The sequence below is a fragment of the Gemmobacter serpentinus genome (genome assembly GCF_008973825.1).
In the GTDB taxonomy this organism is placed as follows: domain Bacteria; phylum Pseudomonadota; class Alphaproteobacteria; order Rhodobacterales; family Rhodobacteraceae; genus Gemmobacter; species Gemmobacter serpentinus.
Window position 1 is genome coordinate 24,212 of the sequence record NZ_WCHR01000018.1, and the last position, 13,358, is coordinate 37,569.

Below are 13,358 nucleotides of genomic sequence, written 5' to 3' on the forward strand. Positions count from 1 at the left end.
ATCCGTCTCCCATCTTGTTGAACATCTAGGTCAGCAGATGCCGCGCGATCACCATGCGCTGCACATCTGACGCCCCTTCATAGATCCTCAGTGCCCTGATTTCGCGGTAAAGCTCTTCGACCTTGACGCCATGGCGCACGCCGTCGCCGCCATGCAACTGCACGGCGGCATCGATCACCTCTTGCGCGGCCTCGGTCGCGTAAAGTTTGGCCATCGCCGCCTCGCGCGAGACACGTCCCGCCCCCTGATCCTTGGTCCAGGCCGCGCGGTAGACCAACAAGGCCGCCGCATCGATTTTCAACGCCATATCCGCCAGATGTCCCTGCACCAGCTGCAGGGCAGAAAGCGGCGCGCCCTGGATCTGGCGGGTCTTGGTGCGGGCCAGGGCCTCGTCCAGCGCGCGGCGCGCCATGCCCAAAGCTGCCGCACCGACGGTGGACCGGAACACATCCAGCACTGCCATCGCCAGCTTGAACCCCTCGCCCGCCTTGCCGATCAGGGCAGTCTCGGGCAGATGCACAGCGTCCAGCCGCAGGGTCGCCAAAGGATGCGGCGCCATCACCTCGATGCGTTCGGCGACAGTCAGCCCGGCCACATCCGCTGGCATCAGGAAGGCCGAGATCCCGCGCGCACCCGGTGCCTCGCCCGTGCGGGCAAAGATCACATAGATATCGGCAATGCCGCCATTCGAGATATAGGTCTTTTCGCCGGTCAGCCGCCAACCGCCCTCGACCTTTTCGGCAAGGGTTGCGGTATTGGCGACATCGGACCCCGATCCCGGCTCGGTCAGGGCAAAGCCCGCAATCGCCGTGCCCGCACGGGTCCGGGTCAGCCAGTCGCGCTGCGCGTCCGTGCCAAACAGCGACACCGCCCCCATCCCCAGCCCCTGCATCGCAAAGGCGAAATCGGCCAGCGCATCATGACGGGCCAGCGTCTCGCGGATCAGGCAGAGCGTGCGCACATCCAGCACCTCGCCCGCGCTCGCGCCCGAATGACGCAGGAACCCCGCCCCACCCAGATCGCGCACCAGCGCCTTGCAGGCCGCATCCACATCCCGGTGATCCACCGGCAGATGCGCTGTGGCCCATGCCTCGACCGCCGCTGCCAGTTCGCGGTGGCGCGGTTCGAAGAAGGGCCAGTCGAGAAAGCTCTGATCGCTCATTTTCGGCCTCTAGATATCCCGGGGGCGGCTGCGCAGCAGATGGGGGCCGCGCCCCCAACGCGGTCAGTTGCCTTCAAAAACAGGTTTTTCCTTCGCTACGAAGGCATGATAGGCCCGCTCGAAATCGCGGGTCTGCATACAGATCGCCTGCGCCTGCGCCTCGGCCTCGATGGCCTGTTCCAGCCCCATGTTCCATTCCTGGTTCAGCTGGGTCTTGGTGATGCCATGGGCAAAGGTTGGCCCCTCAGCGATGCGCGCGGCCAGCTTTTCAGCCTCGGCTTCCAGCGCGTCTGGGGCGTGGATCCCGTTCCAGAACCCCCAGGCTGCCCCTTCATCCGCGCTCATCGACCGCCCCGTATAAAGCAGTTCGGCCGCGCGGCCCTGCCCGATGATCCGGGGCAGCATGGCGCAGGCCCCCATATCGCAGCCCGCCAGTCCCACGCGGGTGAACAGGAAGGCGCATTTTGCCCCCGGCGTCGCCAGTCGCAGGTCCGAGGCCATGGCGATGATCGCGCCCGCCCCGACACAGATGCCATCCACCGCCGAGATGATCGGTTTGCCGCAGCCGATCATCGCCTTGACCAGATCCCCGGTCATCCGGGTAAAGGCCAGAAGGTCCTTCATATCCATGCCGACCAGCGGGCCGATGATGTCATGCACATCACCGCCCGAGCAGAAATTGCCGCCATTCGAGGCAAAGATCACCACATCGACATCGCTGGCATAGGGCAAGGCGCGGAAGGTATCGCGCAGCTCGGCATAGCTTTCAAAGGTCAGCGGGTTCTTGCGGTCGGGCCGGTTCAGCCGCACCGTCGCGATGCGGTCCTTGACCTGCCAGAGAAAGTGTTCGGGCTTCAGCCCCGCCATCCGGGTTCTTGTCAGCATGGTCATGGCTTCCTTGCCCGTTTCAGAATATCGGTGATCTGATCCAGATCGGTCTCGCTCAGGCCCGAAAAGATCCGGGCCACCTCGGCCTCATGGCCTGCTGCGATCCCTTCGAACCGGGTCAACCCCAGCGGCGTCAGCGCGACGTAGACCGTGCGGCGATCACTTTCCGACGGGCGGCGCAGCACCAGCCCGTCCTTTTCAAGCCGGTCCACCACCGTTGTCACATTGCCGTTCGACACCAGCAGCATCCGGCCCAGCTCGCTCATGGTGCAGCCGTCGCGCCTGCGCCACAACGCCGCCATCACGTCAAAACGCGGCAGGGTGGTGTCATGGGTCACCCGCAGATAGTCGCGCAGTTCTGCCTCGGCCGAGCGGGTCACGGCCAGCATCCGCACCCAGAGCTTCAGGCGGCGCTTGGTATCCTCGCTCATACCTCGCCCCCCGAAATGGCCAGCGCCTGTCCGTTGATCCCTTCCGATCCCGGCGCACAAAGCCACAGGGCCGCCGCCGTCACCTCATCGGGATGGATCAGCCGTTTCTGCGGGTTGGCCGCCGCCAGCGTTTCGCGCGCGGCCTCGGCCGTCATGCCGGTCTTGGCGACTATGGTCGCAACCGAACGGTCGGTCATTTCGGTATCCAGAAATCCCGGGCACAGCGCGTTCACCGTCACCGGCTTTCGCGCAACCTCCAGCGCGGCACTTTTCACCATGCCGACAACGCCATGCTTGGCCGCCGCATAGGGCGCGACATAGGCATAGCCGCGCAGCCCTGCGGTGGAGGCCACGGCGATCAGCCGCCCCCAACCGGGCATCTGCCGCAGGCCTTCGCGGAAGGTCAGGAAAACCCCGGTCAGGTTGACCGCCAGCATCGCGTTCCAATCCTCCAGCGCGGTCTTGCCCAGCGGGCTGGATACCGCAGATCCGGCATTGGCGATCACCACATCGCAAGGGCCCGCCTGATCGAACAGCCGCATCACATCCGCCTCGGAGGTGACATCGGCCGCAATCGCCCGCGCGCCGACCGCATCGGCCACCTGCGCCAGCGGGGCTTCGCGGCGCCCACAGATCACCACCTCGGCACCTGCCCTCGCAAATCCGCGCGCCAGGCTGGCACCGACGCCGCTGCCGCCGCCGGTGATCAGCACCCGCTTGCCCTGCAACTGGCCTGCCGTCATGCCCGAAGCACCTCTTGCTGGCGTTGACGCAGCCGTTGCAGCAGCACCTGGCCGTTGCGATAGGGCAGGGGCCATTCCGCCCCGTCTTCGCCCTGTTCAATCGCGGCATGAAGCGTCCAGTAGGGATCGGCCAGATGCATCCGCGCCAGCATGACCAGATCGGCCCGCCCCGCCATCAGGATCCCGTTCGCCTGATCCCAGTCCGAGATATTGCCGACCGTCATGGTGGGAAGGCCTGCCTCATTGCGGATACGATCCGAGAACGGGGTCTGGAACATCCGGCCATAAATCGGGCGTTCCGACGGATCGGTCTGGCCCGAGGATACATCGATGATATCTGCCCCGGCATCAGCAAACTGTTTGCCGATCGCCACCGCCTCTTCGGGGGTGACACCGCCCTCGATCCAGTCATGCGCCGAGATGCGGACCGACATCGGCTTGGCCGCAGGCCAGACCGCCCGCATGGCGCGAAACACCTCCAGCGGATAGCGCATCCGGTTTTCCAGGCTGCCGCCATACTCATCGTCGCGCCGATTGGTTACCGGGCTGATGAAGGATGCCAGCAGATAGCCATGGGCTGCGTGCAGTTCGATCATATCGGCGCCGATCTGATCCGCCATTTCCGCCGCCGCAACGAACTGGGCCTTCACCGCCGCCAGATCGGCCTTGTCCATCGCCTTCGGCACCGCATTCTCGGGCTTGTAGGCGATGGCCGAGGCGGAAAGGATCGGCCAGTTGCCGGTCTTGAGCGGCATGTCGATGCCGCCATCCCATGGCACGCAGGTCGAGGCCTTGCGCCCGGCATGACCGATCTGGATGCACAGCTTCGCGCTGGTTTCCGTATGGATGAAATCCGCCAGCCGCTTCCACGCCACGGCATGTTCGGGGGCATAAAGGCCGGGGCAGCCGGGCGTGATCCGCCCGATATCGCTGACGCAGGCCATTTCGGTATAAACGAGGCCCGCCCCCCCCTTGGCGCGTTCGGCGTAATGGATCAGGTGCCAGTCGGTCGGGCAGCCATCGACCGCCTTGTATTGCGCCATTGGTGACAGGACGATCCGGTTCTTCAGCACCATGTTGCGCAAGGTGAAGGGTGCGAACATCGGGCGGCTGCCCGGCTTGCCGCCTGCCTGGGCCTGAAACCAGTCCTCGGCACCCTGCAACCATTCCGGATCGCGCAGGCGCAGGTTCTCATGGCTGATGCGCTGCGACCGTGTCAGCAGCGAATAGGCGAACTGAACCGGCGGCATGTCCAGATACCGCTCCACCTGTTCAAACCATTCCAGGCTGTTTCGGGCCGCCGATTGCAGGCGCAGCACCTCAACCCGGCGCTCTTCCTGATAGCGCTCGAATGCCTTTTCCAGCGTTGGTTCGGAATGCAGATATTCGGCCAGCGCGATGGCGGAATCAAAGGCCAGCCGCGTGCCCGAGCCGATCGAGAAATGGCCTGTTGCCGCCGCATCGCCCATCAGCACGACATTCTCGTGATACCACTTGTCGCAGATCACGCGCGGGAACTGGCTCCACACCGCCGAGCCGCGCAGGTGATTGGCGTTCGACATCAACGCATGTCCGCCAAGGTGGTTCTGGAAGATCAGGCGGCAGGTCTCGACAATCTCTTCCTTCGACATGTCGGCAAAGCCGAACTTCTCCCATGTCTCGGGGGTGGTCTCGACGATGAAGGTCGCGGTCTGATCGTCGAATTGATAGACATGCGCCCAGACCCAGCCATGCTGCGTCTTCTCGAAGATGAAGGTGAAGGCATCATCGAATTTCTGATGCGTCCCCAGCCAGATGAACTTGCATTTGCGCAGGTCGATATCGGGCTGAAACACCGAAGCATATTCGGTGCGGACAAGGCTGTTGATGCCGTCGCAGGCCACGACCAGATCGTAATCCTTGCGATAGTCTTCTGCGGATTTGAACTGGGTTTCAAACCGCATATCGACGCCCAATTCACGCGCCCGGGCCTGCAGCAGAACCAGCATCGCCTTGCGTCCGATCCCGGCAAAGCCGTGACCACCAGACACGGTGCGCACGCCCTCATGCACAACGGCAATGTCATCCCAATAGGCGAACTGGCTGCGGATCGCCTCGGTCGAGATGGGGTCGTTCTTCTGCATCCGGCCAAGCGCGTCATCAGACAGCACGACGCCCCAGCCGAATGTGTCATTGGCCTTGTTGCGCTCAAGGATCGTCACCTGATGCGACGGATCGCGCAGCTTCATCGAGATGGCGAAGTAGAGACCCGCAGGCCCGCCACCAAGGCAGAGGATGTTCATGGTGCAATACTCCCCGTGTTGAGGTCATACTGGCAGCCGCCCGATAAATTTCAAGATTAAATATTTTAGACTTGAATAATTTTTCGCATCTCGCATTCTGGCTTTATGAAGCATCTGATCGAGACCGACGAAGGGGGCTGGACGCGGCTGGTTCTGAACCGGCCCGAGGCCAGGAATGCCCTGAACACGCGGCTGCTTGCGGATCTGGCTGCGGCGCTGGAGCGGCTGGCGCGGGACGCCACCTGCCGGGCCGTGCTGATTACCGGGGCGAATGGCAACTTTGCCGCAGGCGCAGATATCGCCGAGATCGAGGGCAAGACCACGACCGAGGGGGCGGTTGATCCGCGCAAGGACCATTGGGCCGCGATCCGTGCCTTTCCCAAGCCGCTGGTCGCGGTGGTCGAGGGGTTTGCCCTTGGCGGCGGGCTGGAACTTGCGCTGATGGCGGATCTGCTGATCGCGGGGCCAGCGGCAAAGATGGGCCTGCCGGAAACCAATCTTGGGCTTATCCCCGGGGCAGGCGGCGGGCAGCGATTGCTGGCGCGGATCGGCCCTGCGCGCGCCGCGCGGCTGGTGCTGACGGGCGAAATTATTGATGCAAAGACCGCTTATGACTGGGGGCTGGCATCCTATCTGGCCTCTGACGCCCAGGCCGAAGGGGCGGCATTGGCCGCAAGTCTGGCCCTGCGTGCGCCGCTGGCCCAGCAAGCCGCAAAGGCGGCGCTGATCGAAGGGGCCGAGGCCGCGCTGGCACTGGCGACCGAGCGCGCGGCCTTCGAGGCCTTGCTGGACAGCGCCGACAAGGCCGAGGGGATCGCCGCCTTTCGCGAAAAACGCAGACCGGATTTTCGGGGGGAATGACCATGACCACCATTGCCGTCATCGGTTTGGGCACCATGGGCCTTGGCATCGTGCAAACCTGGGCTGCCGCCGGATTCGATGTTCTGGCGACCGACACCCATGAACCGGCCCGCGCCACCGCGCAGGCGCGCCTTCTGGCCGCGCTGACCCCGCGGGTCGAGGCTGGCAAGATGGGCCCTTCTGACAGGGATGCCATCCTCGCCCGGGTTCGTATCGTTGCGGATCTGTCGATGTTGCAGGGTGCCGATCTGGCGGTTGAGGCGGTGGTCGAGCGGCTTGAGGTCAAGCAGGCCCTTTTTGCCAAGCTGGAACAGCACCTTGGCCCCGGGGCCATTCTGGCAACCAATACCTCATCGCTATCGGTCACCGCGATCGCCGGAGGTTTGCGCCACCCCGAACGCCTTCTGGGCCTGCATTTCTTCAACCCTGCGCCGGTGATGAAGCTGGTGGAGCTGGTCTCTCATCCCGCAGCCTCGACCGATGCCCTGACCCGCGCCCGCGCCATCACCGAGGCGGCGGGCAAGACCGTCATCCAGTGCCCCGACCGTCCCGGCTTTATCGTCAACCGCTGCGCGCGCCCCTTCTATGGCGAGGCGCTTGCGATGGTTGAGGAAGTGCGCAGCCCGCTTGACATCGATGCGGCCATGATGGCGGCGGGCTACCGGCTGGGGCCTTTCGCGCTGATCGACCTGGTCGGGGCTGACATCAACCTTGCCGCCACCGAAAGTCTGTTTGCAGCGATGGACCGGCATCCGCGCTATCATGTCTTTGATGCGCTGCGCGCCCAGGTGGCGAAGGGTGATCTGGGACGCAAAAGCGGCACGGGCTTTGTCTTTCCGCAGAAGCCCGGCGCGCCCCCGGCGGATGCCGACGCCATCGTGCTGCGGATCGAGGCGGCGCTGATCAATGAGGCGGCATGGCTGCTGTCGGAAGGCGGCACCACGCGTGAATGGATCGATACGGCGCTGAAACTGGGGCTGAACTTTCCGCGCGGACCGTTTGAAATGCAGGCCCGGCACGGCGCAGCCATCGAGACCGAGCTTGCCCGGCTGGAAGCCCGTGCCCCCGCCCATCTGACATCGCGCTACCTGCCCCCGACGGGCTGAGGCCTGCCCGATCACGGATCTTGCGGCTGGCTTTCCGGCAGGTTCTGGCCAAAGCACACCACAAGAATGCGCGCGTCATCCTCACCGGCGGTGGTGTAGACATGGCCCATGCCGCTGTCGAAATAGGCGCTTTCGCCGGTGGCCAGCGTGATAGGATCGCGGCCTTCGCAATGCAGGGTCAACTGGCCGGCCAGCACATAGACGAACTCCTGCCCCTCATGCCGGATCAGCTCCTTGAAGGCCATCCGGCTGCGGGCGCGGACAAGGCCGGTCATCGGTGTCATCGCCTTGCCCCAGATCTCCGGGAACAGGATTTCATAGGCGTAATTAGGGGTTTCCTGCAGCTGGAACTCGCCGCGCCGCGCAATGGCAAGGCTGTCGGGCTGAAACCTTTCGCCCTCATCCCCGAACAGGGCATTCATGTCGATCTGCAGGCCGGCGGCGATCTGGGACAGGCGGTCATAGGTCAGCGCCATCAGCCCGCGCTCGGCCTTGGACAGCGTCGAGATCGCAAGCCCTGTCAGTTTCGAACATTCGGCCAGGGTCAGCCCCCGATCCTGGCGCAGCTTTTTCAGATGCCTGCCAAACGCGATGCGTTGCGACTCTTCCGCTTGTGGCTGATCCGGGGCAACGATGCCCGGATCGGCATCTGTCGGGGCGGGCGGGCTGGTATCCATTCCACGATCCTATCGGCCTGGTGGCAGGGCATCTGCCCCTTTTGATTTTCCGATTGGAAAAAATCTCTTTTCCTATCGGAAAAATATGCTAACGTCCCTGATAGAACAACCCCGCAAACGGGGATTCGACCAACAGGAGATCAGAAATGTCACGGTTTTTGCGGACTGCCCTGTTGGCAGCGCCTTTTGCGGTCATGTCCATCGTGGCCCCGGCCATGGCCGACCCCAAGACCATATCCATCGCGAATTTCGGCGATCACCCGCAGCTCAATGCCGTAGCCGAAGGCTTCAAACAGGAAATCCTGTCATCCGGCATGGTGGATGGCACGGATGTGGTCTTCACGCTGGATCATGTGAATTTTGACACCACCCTGCTGCCGCAGATGATTGCCAAGATTCAAAGCGGCAAGCCCGCGCTCGTTCTCGCCATCACGACGCCCGTGTCGCAGAACGTCAAGAACCAGATGGGTGATGCGGGCATTCCGCTGCTGTTTTCGGCGGTGACGGATCCGGTTGCCGCAGGCCTCGTGCCGTCCTGGGATCAGGGCGCGCCGAATATGTCGGGCGCAACCGATGCGCTGGATCTGGACGCGGCGCTGGCCTTCGCTCGCAAGCTGTTCCCCGAGGCCAAGACCTTTGGCGTGCCCTATAACCCGGCCGAGGCCAATGACGTGGCGACGGTCGAGCTGTTCAAGACCCATGCCGCCAAACATGGCTTTGAAATTGTCGCGGTCGGCATCGACAACACGAACGACATCCAGCCCCGGATTGCCGCCCTGGCCGGGAAGGCGGATGTGCTTTACGGGCCGGGCTCGAACCTGATCCAGCCCGCGATCTCGGCCGTGGCTGCCGCCGCGAATGAGGCAGGCATCCCCTTGATCAACACCGATGCCACGCTGGTGGAACAGGGGGTGATCCCGGCGGCCTTCGGCGTCTCCTATGACAAGATCGGGCATCTGGCCGGTCGCATCGCCCTGCGCGCTCTGAACGGCGAGGATCTGGCGACGATCCCGCCGCAAAACCCCGCCCCCGAGGATCACACCATCCTGATTTCGAAAAAGGCGATGGGCGCCTTGAACCTGCCGATCCCCGCCGGGTTCGACGACTGCGACTGCATCGTCGAGTAAGCCTTGCAGCGCGTGTTCACGAGTGCCGTCTTACCTGTGGTTTAACGAGTGTCACCTGCCGGGGGGCGATCTGTCGCCCCCCTTTCCCCGCCAAGATCGGAGAAGACCATGTTGCAGATCAGGGATGCCCGACGCGTGTTCTTCAGAGGAATGCCTGATGAAAAGGTGGCGCTTGACGGCCTGTCGCTGAAGCTGGCGCGGGGCGATTTCGCGGTTGTCATCGGCTCGAACGGGGCCGGAAAAAGCACCATGATGAATGCGGTATCCGGCGCGCTGATGCTGGATCAGGGCAGCATCACCATCAATGGCACCGATGTGACGGCGATGCCGGTGCATGATCGCGCCCGCCATGTGGCGCGGGTGTTTCAGGACCCGATGAAGGGCACGGCCGCGTCGATGACGATTGCCGAAAACATGCTGCTGGCCGAGATGCGGCAAACCCCTGCCCGTCTGCGCCGGGGGCTGACGCCTGCGCGACGCGAAACCTACCGCGAGCATCTGTCTTATCTGGGTCTCGGGCTGGAAAACCGGCTGGATACGCCGGTATCCCTGCTGTCGGGGGGGCAGCGCCAATCATTGTCGCTGGTGATGGCGGTCAGCGGTGAGCCTGACATCCTGCTGCTGGATGAACATACCGCAGCACTGGACCCGCGCACGGCGGATCTGGTTCTGAACGCCACCCTGCGGGCGGTGTCGGCGCTGAAGCTGACCACGATGATGGTGACCCACAACATGGCGCACGCCATCGATTACGGAAATCGCATCATCATGCTGGATGCGGGCAAGGTCCTGCTGGAACTGTCGGGCGAAGAAAAGGCCCGCGCGACGGTGCCGGATCTGATCGGCCATTTCTCGGTCAAATCCGACCGTATGCTGCTGGGGGCGTGATCCATGGATATCCTGAGCGCATGGATCGCCCTGATCCCAGTCACGCTGGCGCAAAGCCTGATTCTGTCTTTTGTGGTGCTGGCGGTGATGCTGCCCTTCCGCATCCTGGCCTTCCCCGACCTGACCTCGGAAGGGGCCTATCCCTTGGGCGGCTGTGTCTGTGCCGTGGCGCTGGTTGCGGGTGTGCCGCCCTTGCCCGCGCTTTTGTTGGCGGCGGCGGCGGGGTTTCTGGCGGGCTGTGCCACCGCCTTCATCCATCTGCGGTTCCGTATCCACACGCTGTTGGCCGGGATCCTGATCACCACCATGCTTTACAGCATCAACCTGCGTATTCTGGGCAAGGCCAATCTGCCGGTCTTCAATGAGCCCAAGATCTATGACTGGCTGGCGGGCCTGTCGCTGACGGGAAGCTGGGCGAAAATCCTTCTGGCCGGTGGGCTTGCCCTCATCACCTGCCTCGCCCTGAACCTGTGGTTCGCGACCGAGCGCGGCACCGCGATGCGTGCCGTGGGGGCCAATTCCGACATGGCCGAGGCGCAGGGCATCAATGTCTGGCGCGCGACGATCGGCGGCATCGGCCTTGCCGGGGCGGCCGCCGCCCTTGGCGGCGGGCTGATGGTCCAGAGCCAGGGCTTTGCCGATGTGAACATGGGCCTTGGGGTGCTGATAAATGCGCTGGCGGCCCTGATGATCGGCGAGGCCATTGTCGGGCGCCGCACCGTGATGCGGCAGGTTGCGGCCCCCTTTGTCGGCGCCCTTGTCTATTATCAGTTGATCTCGATCTGTCTGGCCGCGGGTCTGCCGCCCGGTGATCTGAAGATCGCGACCGGGGTTTTTGTGCTGGCCATGCTGGCCGCGCCGACGCTGGGCCTGCGCCGCAAGGGTGGCGGCACGCCTGCCAAGGAAAGCTTCCGCGAATGATCCGGTTTCAGTTCTCGATTGATCGCTGGCCGCTGCAACAGCCCTTCCGCTTTGCCGGATACACCATCACCGATCTGGAATGCGTGCATGTGCGACTGACGCGGGGCACGGTTCAGGCGCAGGGTGAGGGCGTGTTGCCGGTGGTCTTTGATGTCACCGCGGATGCGGTCCATGCGCAACTGTCGGGCGTCGCGGCAGGTCTGGAACAGGGTCAACAGCTTGCGGACCTCTGCGCCGCCCTGCCGCCCGGCCCCGCCCGCAACGCGCTGGATTGCGCGCTTTGGGATCTGCGTGCCAAGGAAAGCGGGCAGGATATCTGGACGCTGGCCGGGTTGTCCGACAGGCCCGACCAGATCGAGGTCGATGAGACCATCGGCCTTGGCGCGCCTGCCGATATGGCGCAGGCGGCGCAGTTGTCGGCGCATCGCGTGCTGAAGATCAAGCTGGACGGCACACAGATTGTGGAACGCGTCACGGCCATCCGTCAGGCCCGGCCCGAGGCCGACCTGATCGTCGATGCCAATCAAAGCTGGACGATTGACCTGCTGACCCGGCATGGCCCGGAACTTGCCGCCTTGGGTGTGCGGATGATCGAACAACCCCTGCCGCGTGGACAGGACGGCACCTTAAGCGACCTGTCCTGCCCGGTGCCGATCTTTGCCGATGAATCCTGTCATGTCGCAGCCGATATTCCGGCGCTGCGGGGATTGTATCAGGGCGTCAATATCAAGCTCGACAAGACCGGCGGTCTGACCGAGGCGCTGGCCCTTGCCCGCGCCGCCCGTGATGCCGGGATGGGCGTGATGGTGGGCTGCATGGCGGGCACCTCGCTGTCGATGGCCCCCGCCTATGTGATCGGCGGCCTGTCCGACTGGGCCGATCTCGACGGACCGCTTTTGCTGGCCGGGGATCGTTCGCCCGCCATGACCTATTCCCGGGGGCGGCTTGCGCGCTTTGCGCCCGCGCTCTGGGGCTGACATCAGGAGATGACATGACACATTCCCCCATCGCCGCGCCCTATCTGATCTATCTGGGCGATACGCCGATGGCCGAACTGGCCAAGACCGGCGCGGGCCTTGCCTATTGGCGCCCCGAGCGTTGCCTTGCGCAATTGCGCGAAGCCGGCTGTGCCGCCGATCTGGGGCTGGCGGATATGACTGTCGCGCAGGCGGCTGCGGCAGGCGCGAAGACCATGGTCATCGGCACCGCCGCCCCGGGCGGGCAATTGCCGCAGAATTGGGTGGCGCGGGTTGTCGAGGCGATGGAGGCGGGCCTTGATATCGCATCGGGCCTGCATGTGCCGCTGCGCTCCATCCCCGAACTGGCGGCGGCGGCGGATCGCACGGGGCGGTTGCTGCATGACGTGCGCCTGAACCCCGGCCCGTTCCCGATCGCCAATGGCCTGCCGCGTTCTGGGCGGCGGGTGCTGATGGTCGGCACCGATTGCGCCGTGGGCAAGAAATATTCGGCCCTTGCCATTCACCGTGAACTGGCGGCGCGTGGCGTGCCCGCCACCTTCCGCGCCACCGGCCAGACCGGCGTGCTGATCGACGGGCACGGCTTTGCCATTGACGCGATTGTGTCGGATTTTCTGGCCGGTGCGGTCGAGATGCTGACCCCTGCCGCCGCCGCCGATCACTGGGATGTGGTCGAGGGTCAGGGTGCCTTGATCCACCCGGCCTATGCCGGCGTCTCGCTGGGGTTGCTGCACGGTGCGCAGCCCGAGGCCTTTGTGGTCTGCCATGAGGCCGGGCGCACGGAACTGTCGGGTTTTCCCGGCCACAAGACCGGCACCATTGCCGAGATCATCGAGCTGACCACGTTGCTCAGCCGCCGCGTCGCGCCCGGGATCCGCTGTGCGGGTATTTGCATCAACACCGTCCGCCTGCCAGAGACCGAGGCGCGCAAGGTGCTGGCCGAGGCCGAGGCCGCGCACGGCCTTCCCGCCACCGACCCGCTGCGCTTTGGCGTGACGGGGCTTGTCGACCGGCTATTGGGGGCGGATGGCGCGGGACGTTGACAGCTTCAGCCGCGCGCGCCCATGATCCGTCGCCCCGCCAGATCGGGGTGATGGATCGATTGGCGGATATGCGCGATGCGGGCGTGACCCGCCGCTGCTGTGCCGGGCGGGGTCTGCGCCTCTGATCCTTGTGCGCCGTCTTTTGCCGATGATCCTGTGGCGCAGATCATGCGGCCACAGCAGAGGAGTGCAGAGATGGGCATTCTGCATCTGCCGCCTCTGCGGGTGTGTCCTCTCCTGGCCCATGCCGCG

14 protein-coding genes are annotated in these 13,358 nt (G+C 64.5%); 7 read left to right on the forward strand and 7 right to left on the reverse strand.

What is annotated here, in order from left to right; all coding sequences use genetic code 11:
• Window positions 1–25: 25 nt before the first annotated feature.
• The 5 genes from GBJ34_RS11225 to GBJ34_RS11245 all read right to left on the reverse strand — a co-directional run bounded on the left by GBJ34_RS11225 (window position 26) and on the right by GBJ34_RS11245 (window position 5,506).
• On the reverse strand, window positions 26–1,162 hold the full coding sequence (locus tag GBJ34_RS11225; protein WP_151719371.1) for an acyl-CoA dehydrogenase family protein: 1,137 nt from the start codon (window positions 1,160–1,162) through the stop codon (window positions 26–28).
• A gap of 63 nt (window positions 1,163–1,225) precedes the next feature.
• Window positions 1,226–2,047, reverse strand: a complete 822-nt coding sequence (locus GBJ34_RS11230; protein ID WP_151719372.1) for an enoyl-CoA hydratase family protein — start codon at window positions 2,045–2,047, stop codon at window positions 1,226–1,228.
• A gap of 2 nt (window positions 2,048–2,049) precedes the next feature.
• On the reverse strand, window positions 2,050–2,481 hold the full coding sequence (locus tag GBJ34_RS11235) for a MarR family winged helix-turn-helix transcriptional regulator (protein ID WP_151719373.1): 432 nt from the start codon (window positions 2,479–2,481) through the stop codon (window positions 2,050–2,052).
• Entirely contained in the window at window positions 2,478–3,224 is a 747-nt protein-coding gene (locus tag GBJ34_RS11240; RefSeq protein ID WP_151719374.1) for an SDR family NAD(P)-dependent oxidoreductase, read from the reverse strand. The genes GBJ34_RS11235 and GBJ34_RS11240 overlap by 4 nt, the downstream gene beginning before the upstream one ends.
• The gene (locus GBJ34_RS11245) at window positions 3,221–5,506 is read right to left on the reverse strand and encodes a bifunctional salicylyl-CoA 5-hydroxylase/oxidoreductase (protein ID WP_151719375.1); all 2,286 of its coding nucleotides are present in this window, start codon (window positions 5,504–5,506) and stop codon (window positions 3,221–3,223) included. Before GBJ34_RS11245 ends, GBJ34_RS11240 begins: the two co-directional genes overlap by 4 nt.
• A 105-nt stretch (window positions 5,507–5,611) precedes the next feature.
• Here GBJ34_RS11245 and GBJ34_RS11250 point away from each other — a divergent pair, with 105 nt between their 5' ends.
• Both GBJ34_RS11250 and GBJ34_RS11255 read left to right on the forward strand, forming a co-directional pair.
• Window positions 5,612–6,367: an enoyl-CoA hydratase-related protein gene (locus GBJ34_RS11250; RefSeq protein ID WP_151719376.1), complete on the forward strand. Its 756-nt coding sequence runs from the start codon at window positions 5,612–5,614 to the stop codon at window positions 6,365–6,367.
• A gap of 2 nt (window positions 6,368–6,369) precedes the next feature.
• Complete coding sequence (locus GBJ34_RS11255) at window positions 6,370–7,473, forward strand: 3-hydroxyacyl-CoA dehydrogenase (protein ID WP_151719377.1); 1,104 nt, start codon at window positions 6,370–6,372, stop codon at window positions 7,471–7,473.
• A gap of 11 nt (window positions 7,474–7,484) precedes the next feature.
• Here the strand turns inward: GBJ34_RS11255 and GBJ34_RS11260 are convergent, their stop codons facing one another.
• A complete protein-coding gene (locus tag GBJ34_RS11260) occupies window positions 7,485–8,150 on the reverse strand; it encodes a helix-turn-helix domain-containing protein (RefSeq protein WP_151719378.1) in 666 nt (221 codons plus the stop codon).
• A gap of 146 nt (window positions 8,151–8,296) precedes the next feature.
• Here GBJ34_RS11260 and GBJ34_RS11265 point away from each other — a divergent pair, with 146 nt between their 5' ends.
• The 5 genes from GBJ34_RS11265 (at window position 8,297) to GBJ34_RS11285 (ending at window position 13,106) form a co-directional block, all read left to right on the forward strand.
• Window positions 8,297–9,277: an ABC transporter substrate-binding protein gene (locus GBJ34_RS11265; RefSeq protein WP_151719379.1), complete on the forward strand. Its 981-nt coding sequence runs from the start codon at window positions 8,297–8,299 to the stop codon at window positions 9,275–9,277.
• Between the two features lie 108 nt (window positions 9,278–9,385).
• Window positions 9,386–10,165, forward strand: a complete 780-nt coding sequence (locus tag GBJ34_RS11270) for an ABC transporter ATP-binding protein (RefSeq protein ID WP_151719380.1) — start codon at window positions 9,386–9,388, stop codon at window positions 10,163–10,165.
• A 3-nt stretch (window positions 10,166–10,168) separates the two neighbouring features.
• Window positions 10,169–11,086 carry an ABC transporter permease gene (locus tag GBJ34_RS11275; RefSeq protein WP_151719381.1) on the forward strand — a complete coding sequence of 306 codons (918 nt, stop codon included), beginning with the start codon at window positions 10,169–10,171 and terminating at the stop codon, window positions 11,084–11,086.
• Complete coding sequence (locus GBJ34_RS11280; protein WP_151719382.1) at window positions 11,083–12,063, forward strand: dipeptide epimerase; 981 nt, start codon at window positions 11,083–11,085, stop codon at window positions 12,061–12,063. The genes GBJ34_RS11275 and GBJ34_RS11280 overlap by 4 nt, the downstream gene beginning before the upstream one ends.
• Before the next feature lie 14 nt (window positions 12,064–12,077).
• Window positions 12,078–13,106, forward strand: a complete 1,029-nt coding sequence (locus GBJ34_RS11285) for a DUF1611 domain-containing protein (protein WP_151719383.1) — start codon at window positions 12,078–12,080, stop codon at window positions 13,104–13,106.
• A 5-nt stretch (window positions 13,107–13,111) separates the two neighbouring features.
• On the opposite strand, the gene GBJ34_RS11290 is transcribed toward GBJ34_RS11285, so the two are convergent.
• A complete protein-coding gene (locus tag GBJ34_RS11290; RefSeq protein ID WP_151719384.1) occupies window positions 13,112–13,309 on the reverse strand; it encodes a hypothetical protein in 198 nt (65 codons plus the stop codon).
• Between the last annotated feature and the right edge of the window lie 49 nt (window positions 13,310–13,358).

Bases quoted from the DNA above. Each gene is read 5' to 3' on its own strand.
- GBJ34_RS11275 (WP_151719381.1), top strand. From the start codon at position 10,169: ATGGATATCCTGAGCGCATGGATCGCCCTGATCCCAGTCACGCTGGCG.
- GBJ34_RS11250 (WP_151719376.1), top strand. From the start codon at position 5,612: ATGAAGCATCTGATCGAGACCGACGAAGGGGGCTGGACGCGGCTGGTT.
- GBJ34_RS11225 (WP_151719371.1), bottom strand. From the start codon at position 1,162: ATGAGCGATCAGAGCTTTCTCGACTGGCCCTTCTTCGAACCGCGCCAC.
- GBJ34_RS11290 (WP_151719384.1), bottom strand. From the start codon at position 13,309: ATGCCCATCTCTGCACTCCTCTGCTGTGGCCGCATGATCTGCGCCACA.
- GBJ34_RS11230 (WP_151719372.1), bottom strand. From the start codon at position 2,047: ATGCTGACAAGAACCCGGATGGCGGGGCTGAAGCCCGAACACTTTCTC.
- GBJ34_RS11280 (WP_151719382.1), top strand. From the start codon at position 11,083: ATGATCCGGTTTCAGTTCTCGATTGATCGCTGGCCGCTGCAACAGCCC.
- GBJ34_RS11285 (WP_151719383.1), top strand. From the start codon at position 12,078: ATGACACATTCCCCCATCGCCGCGCCCTATCTGATCTATCTGGGCGAT.
- GBJ34_RS11260 (WP_151719378.1), bottom strand. From the start codon at position 8,150: ATGGATACCAGCCCGCCCGCCCCGACAGATGCCGATCCGGGCATCGTT.
- GBJ34_RS11255 (WP_151719377.1), top strand. From the start codon at position 6,370: ATGACCACCATTGCCGTCATCGGTTTGGGCACCATGGGCCTTGGCATC.
- GBJ34_RS11235 (WP_151719373.1), bottom strand. From the start codon at position 2,481: ATGAGCGAGGATACCAAGCGCCGCCTGAAGCTCTGGGTGCGGATGCTG.
- GBJ34_RS11240 (WP_151719374.1), bottom strand. From the start codon at position 3,224: ATGACGGCAGGCCAGTTGCAGGGCAAGCGGGTGCTGATCACCGGCGGC.
- GBJ34_RS11270 (WP_151719380.1), top strand. From the start codon at position 9,386: ATGTTGCAGATCAGGGATGCCCGACGCGTGTTCTTCAGAGGAATGCCT.
- GBJ34_RS11245 (WP_151719375.1), bottom strand. From the start codon at position 5,506: ATGAACATCCTCTGCCTTGGTGGCGGGCCTGCGGGTCTCTACTTCGCC.
- GBJ34_RS11265 (WP_151719379.1), top strand. From the start codon at position 8,297: ATGTCACGGTTTTTGCGGACTGCCCTGTTGGCAGCGCCTTTTGCGGTC.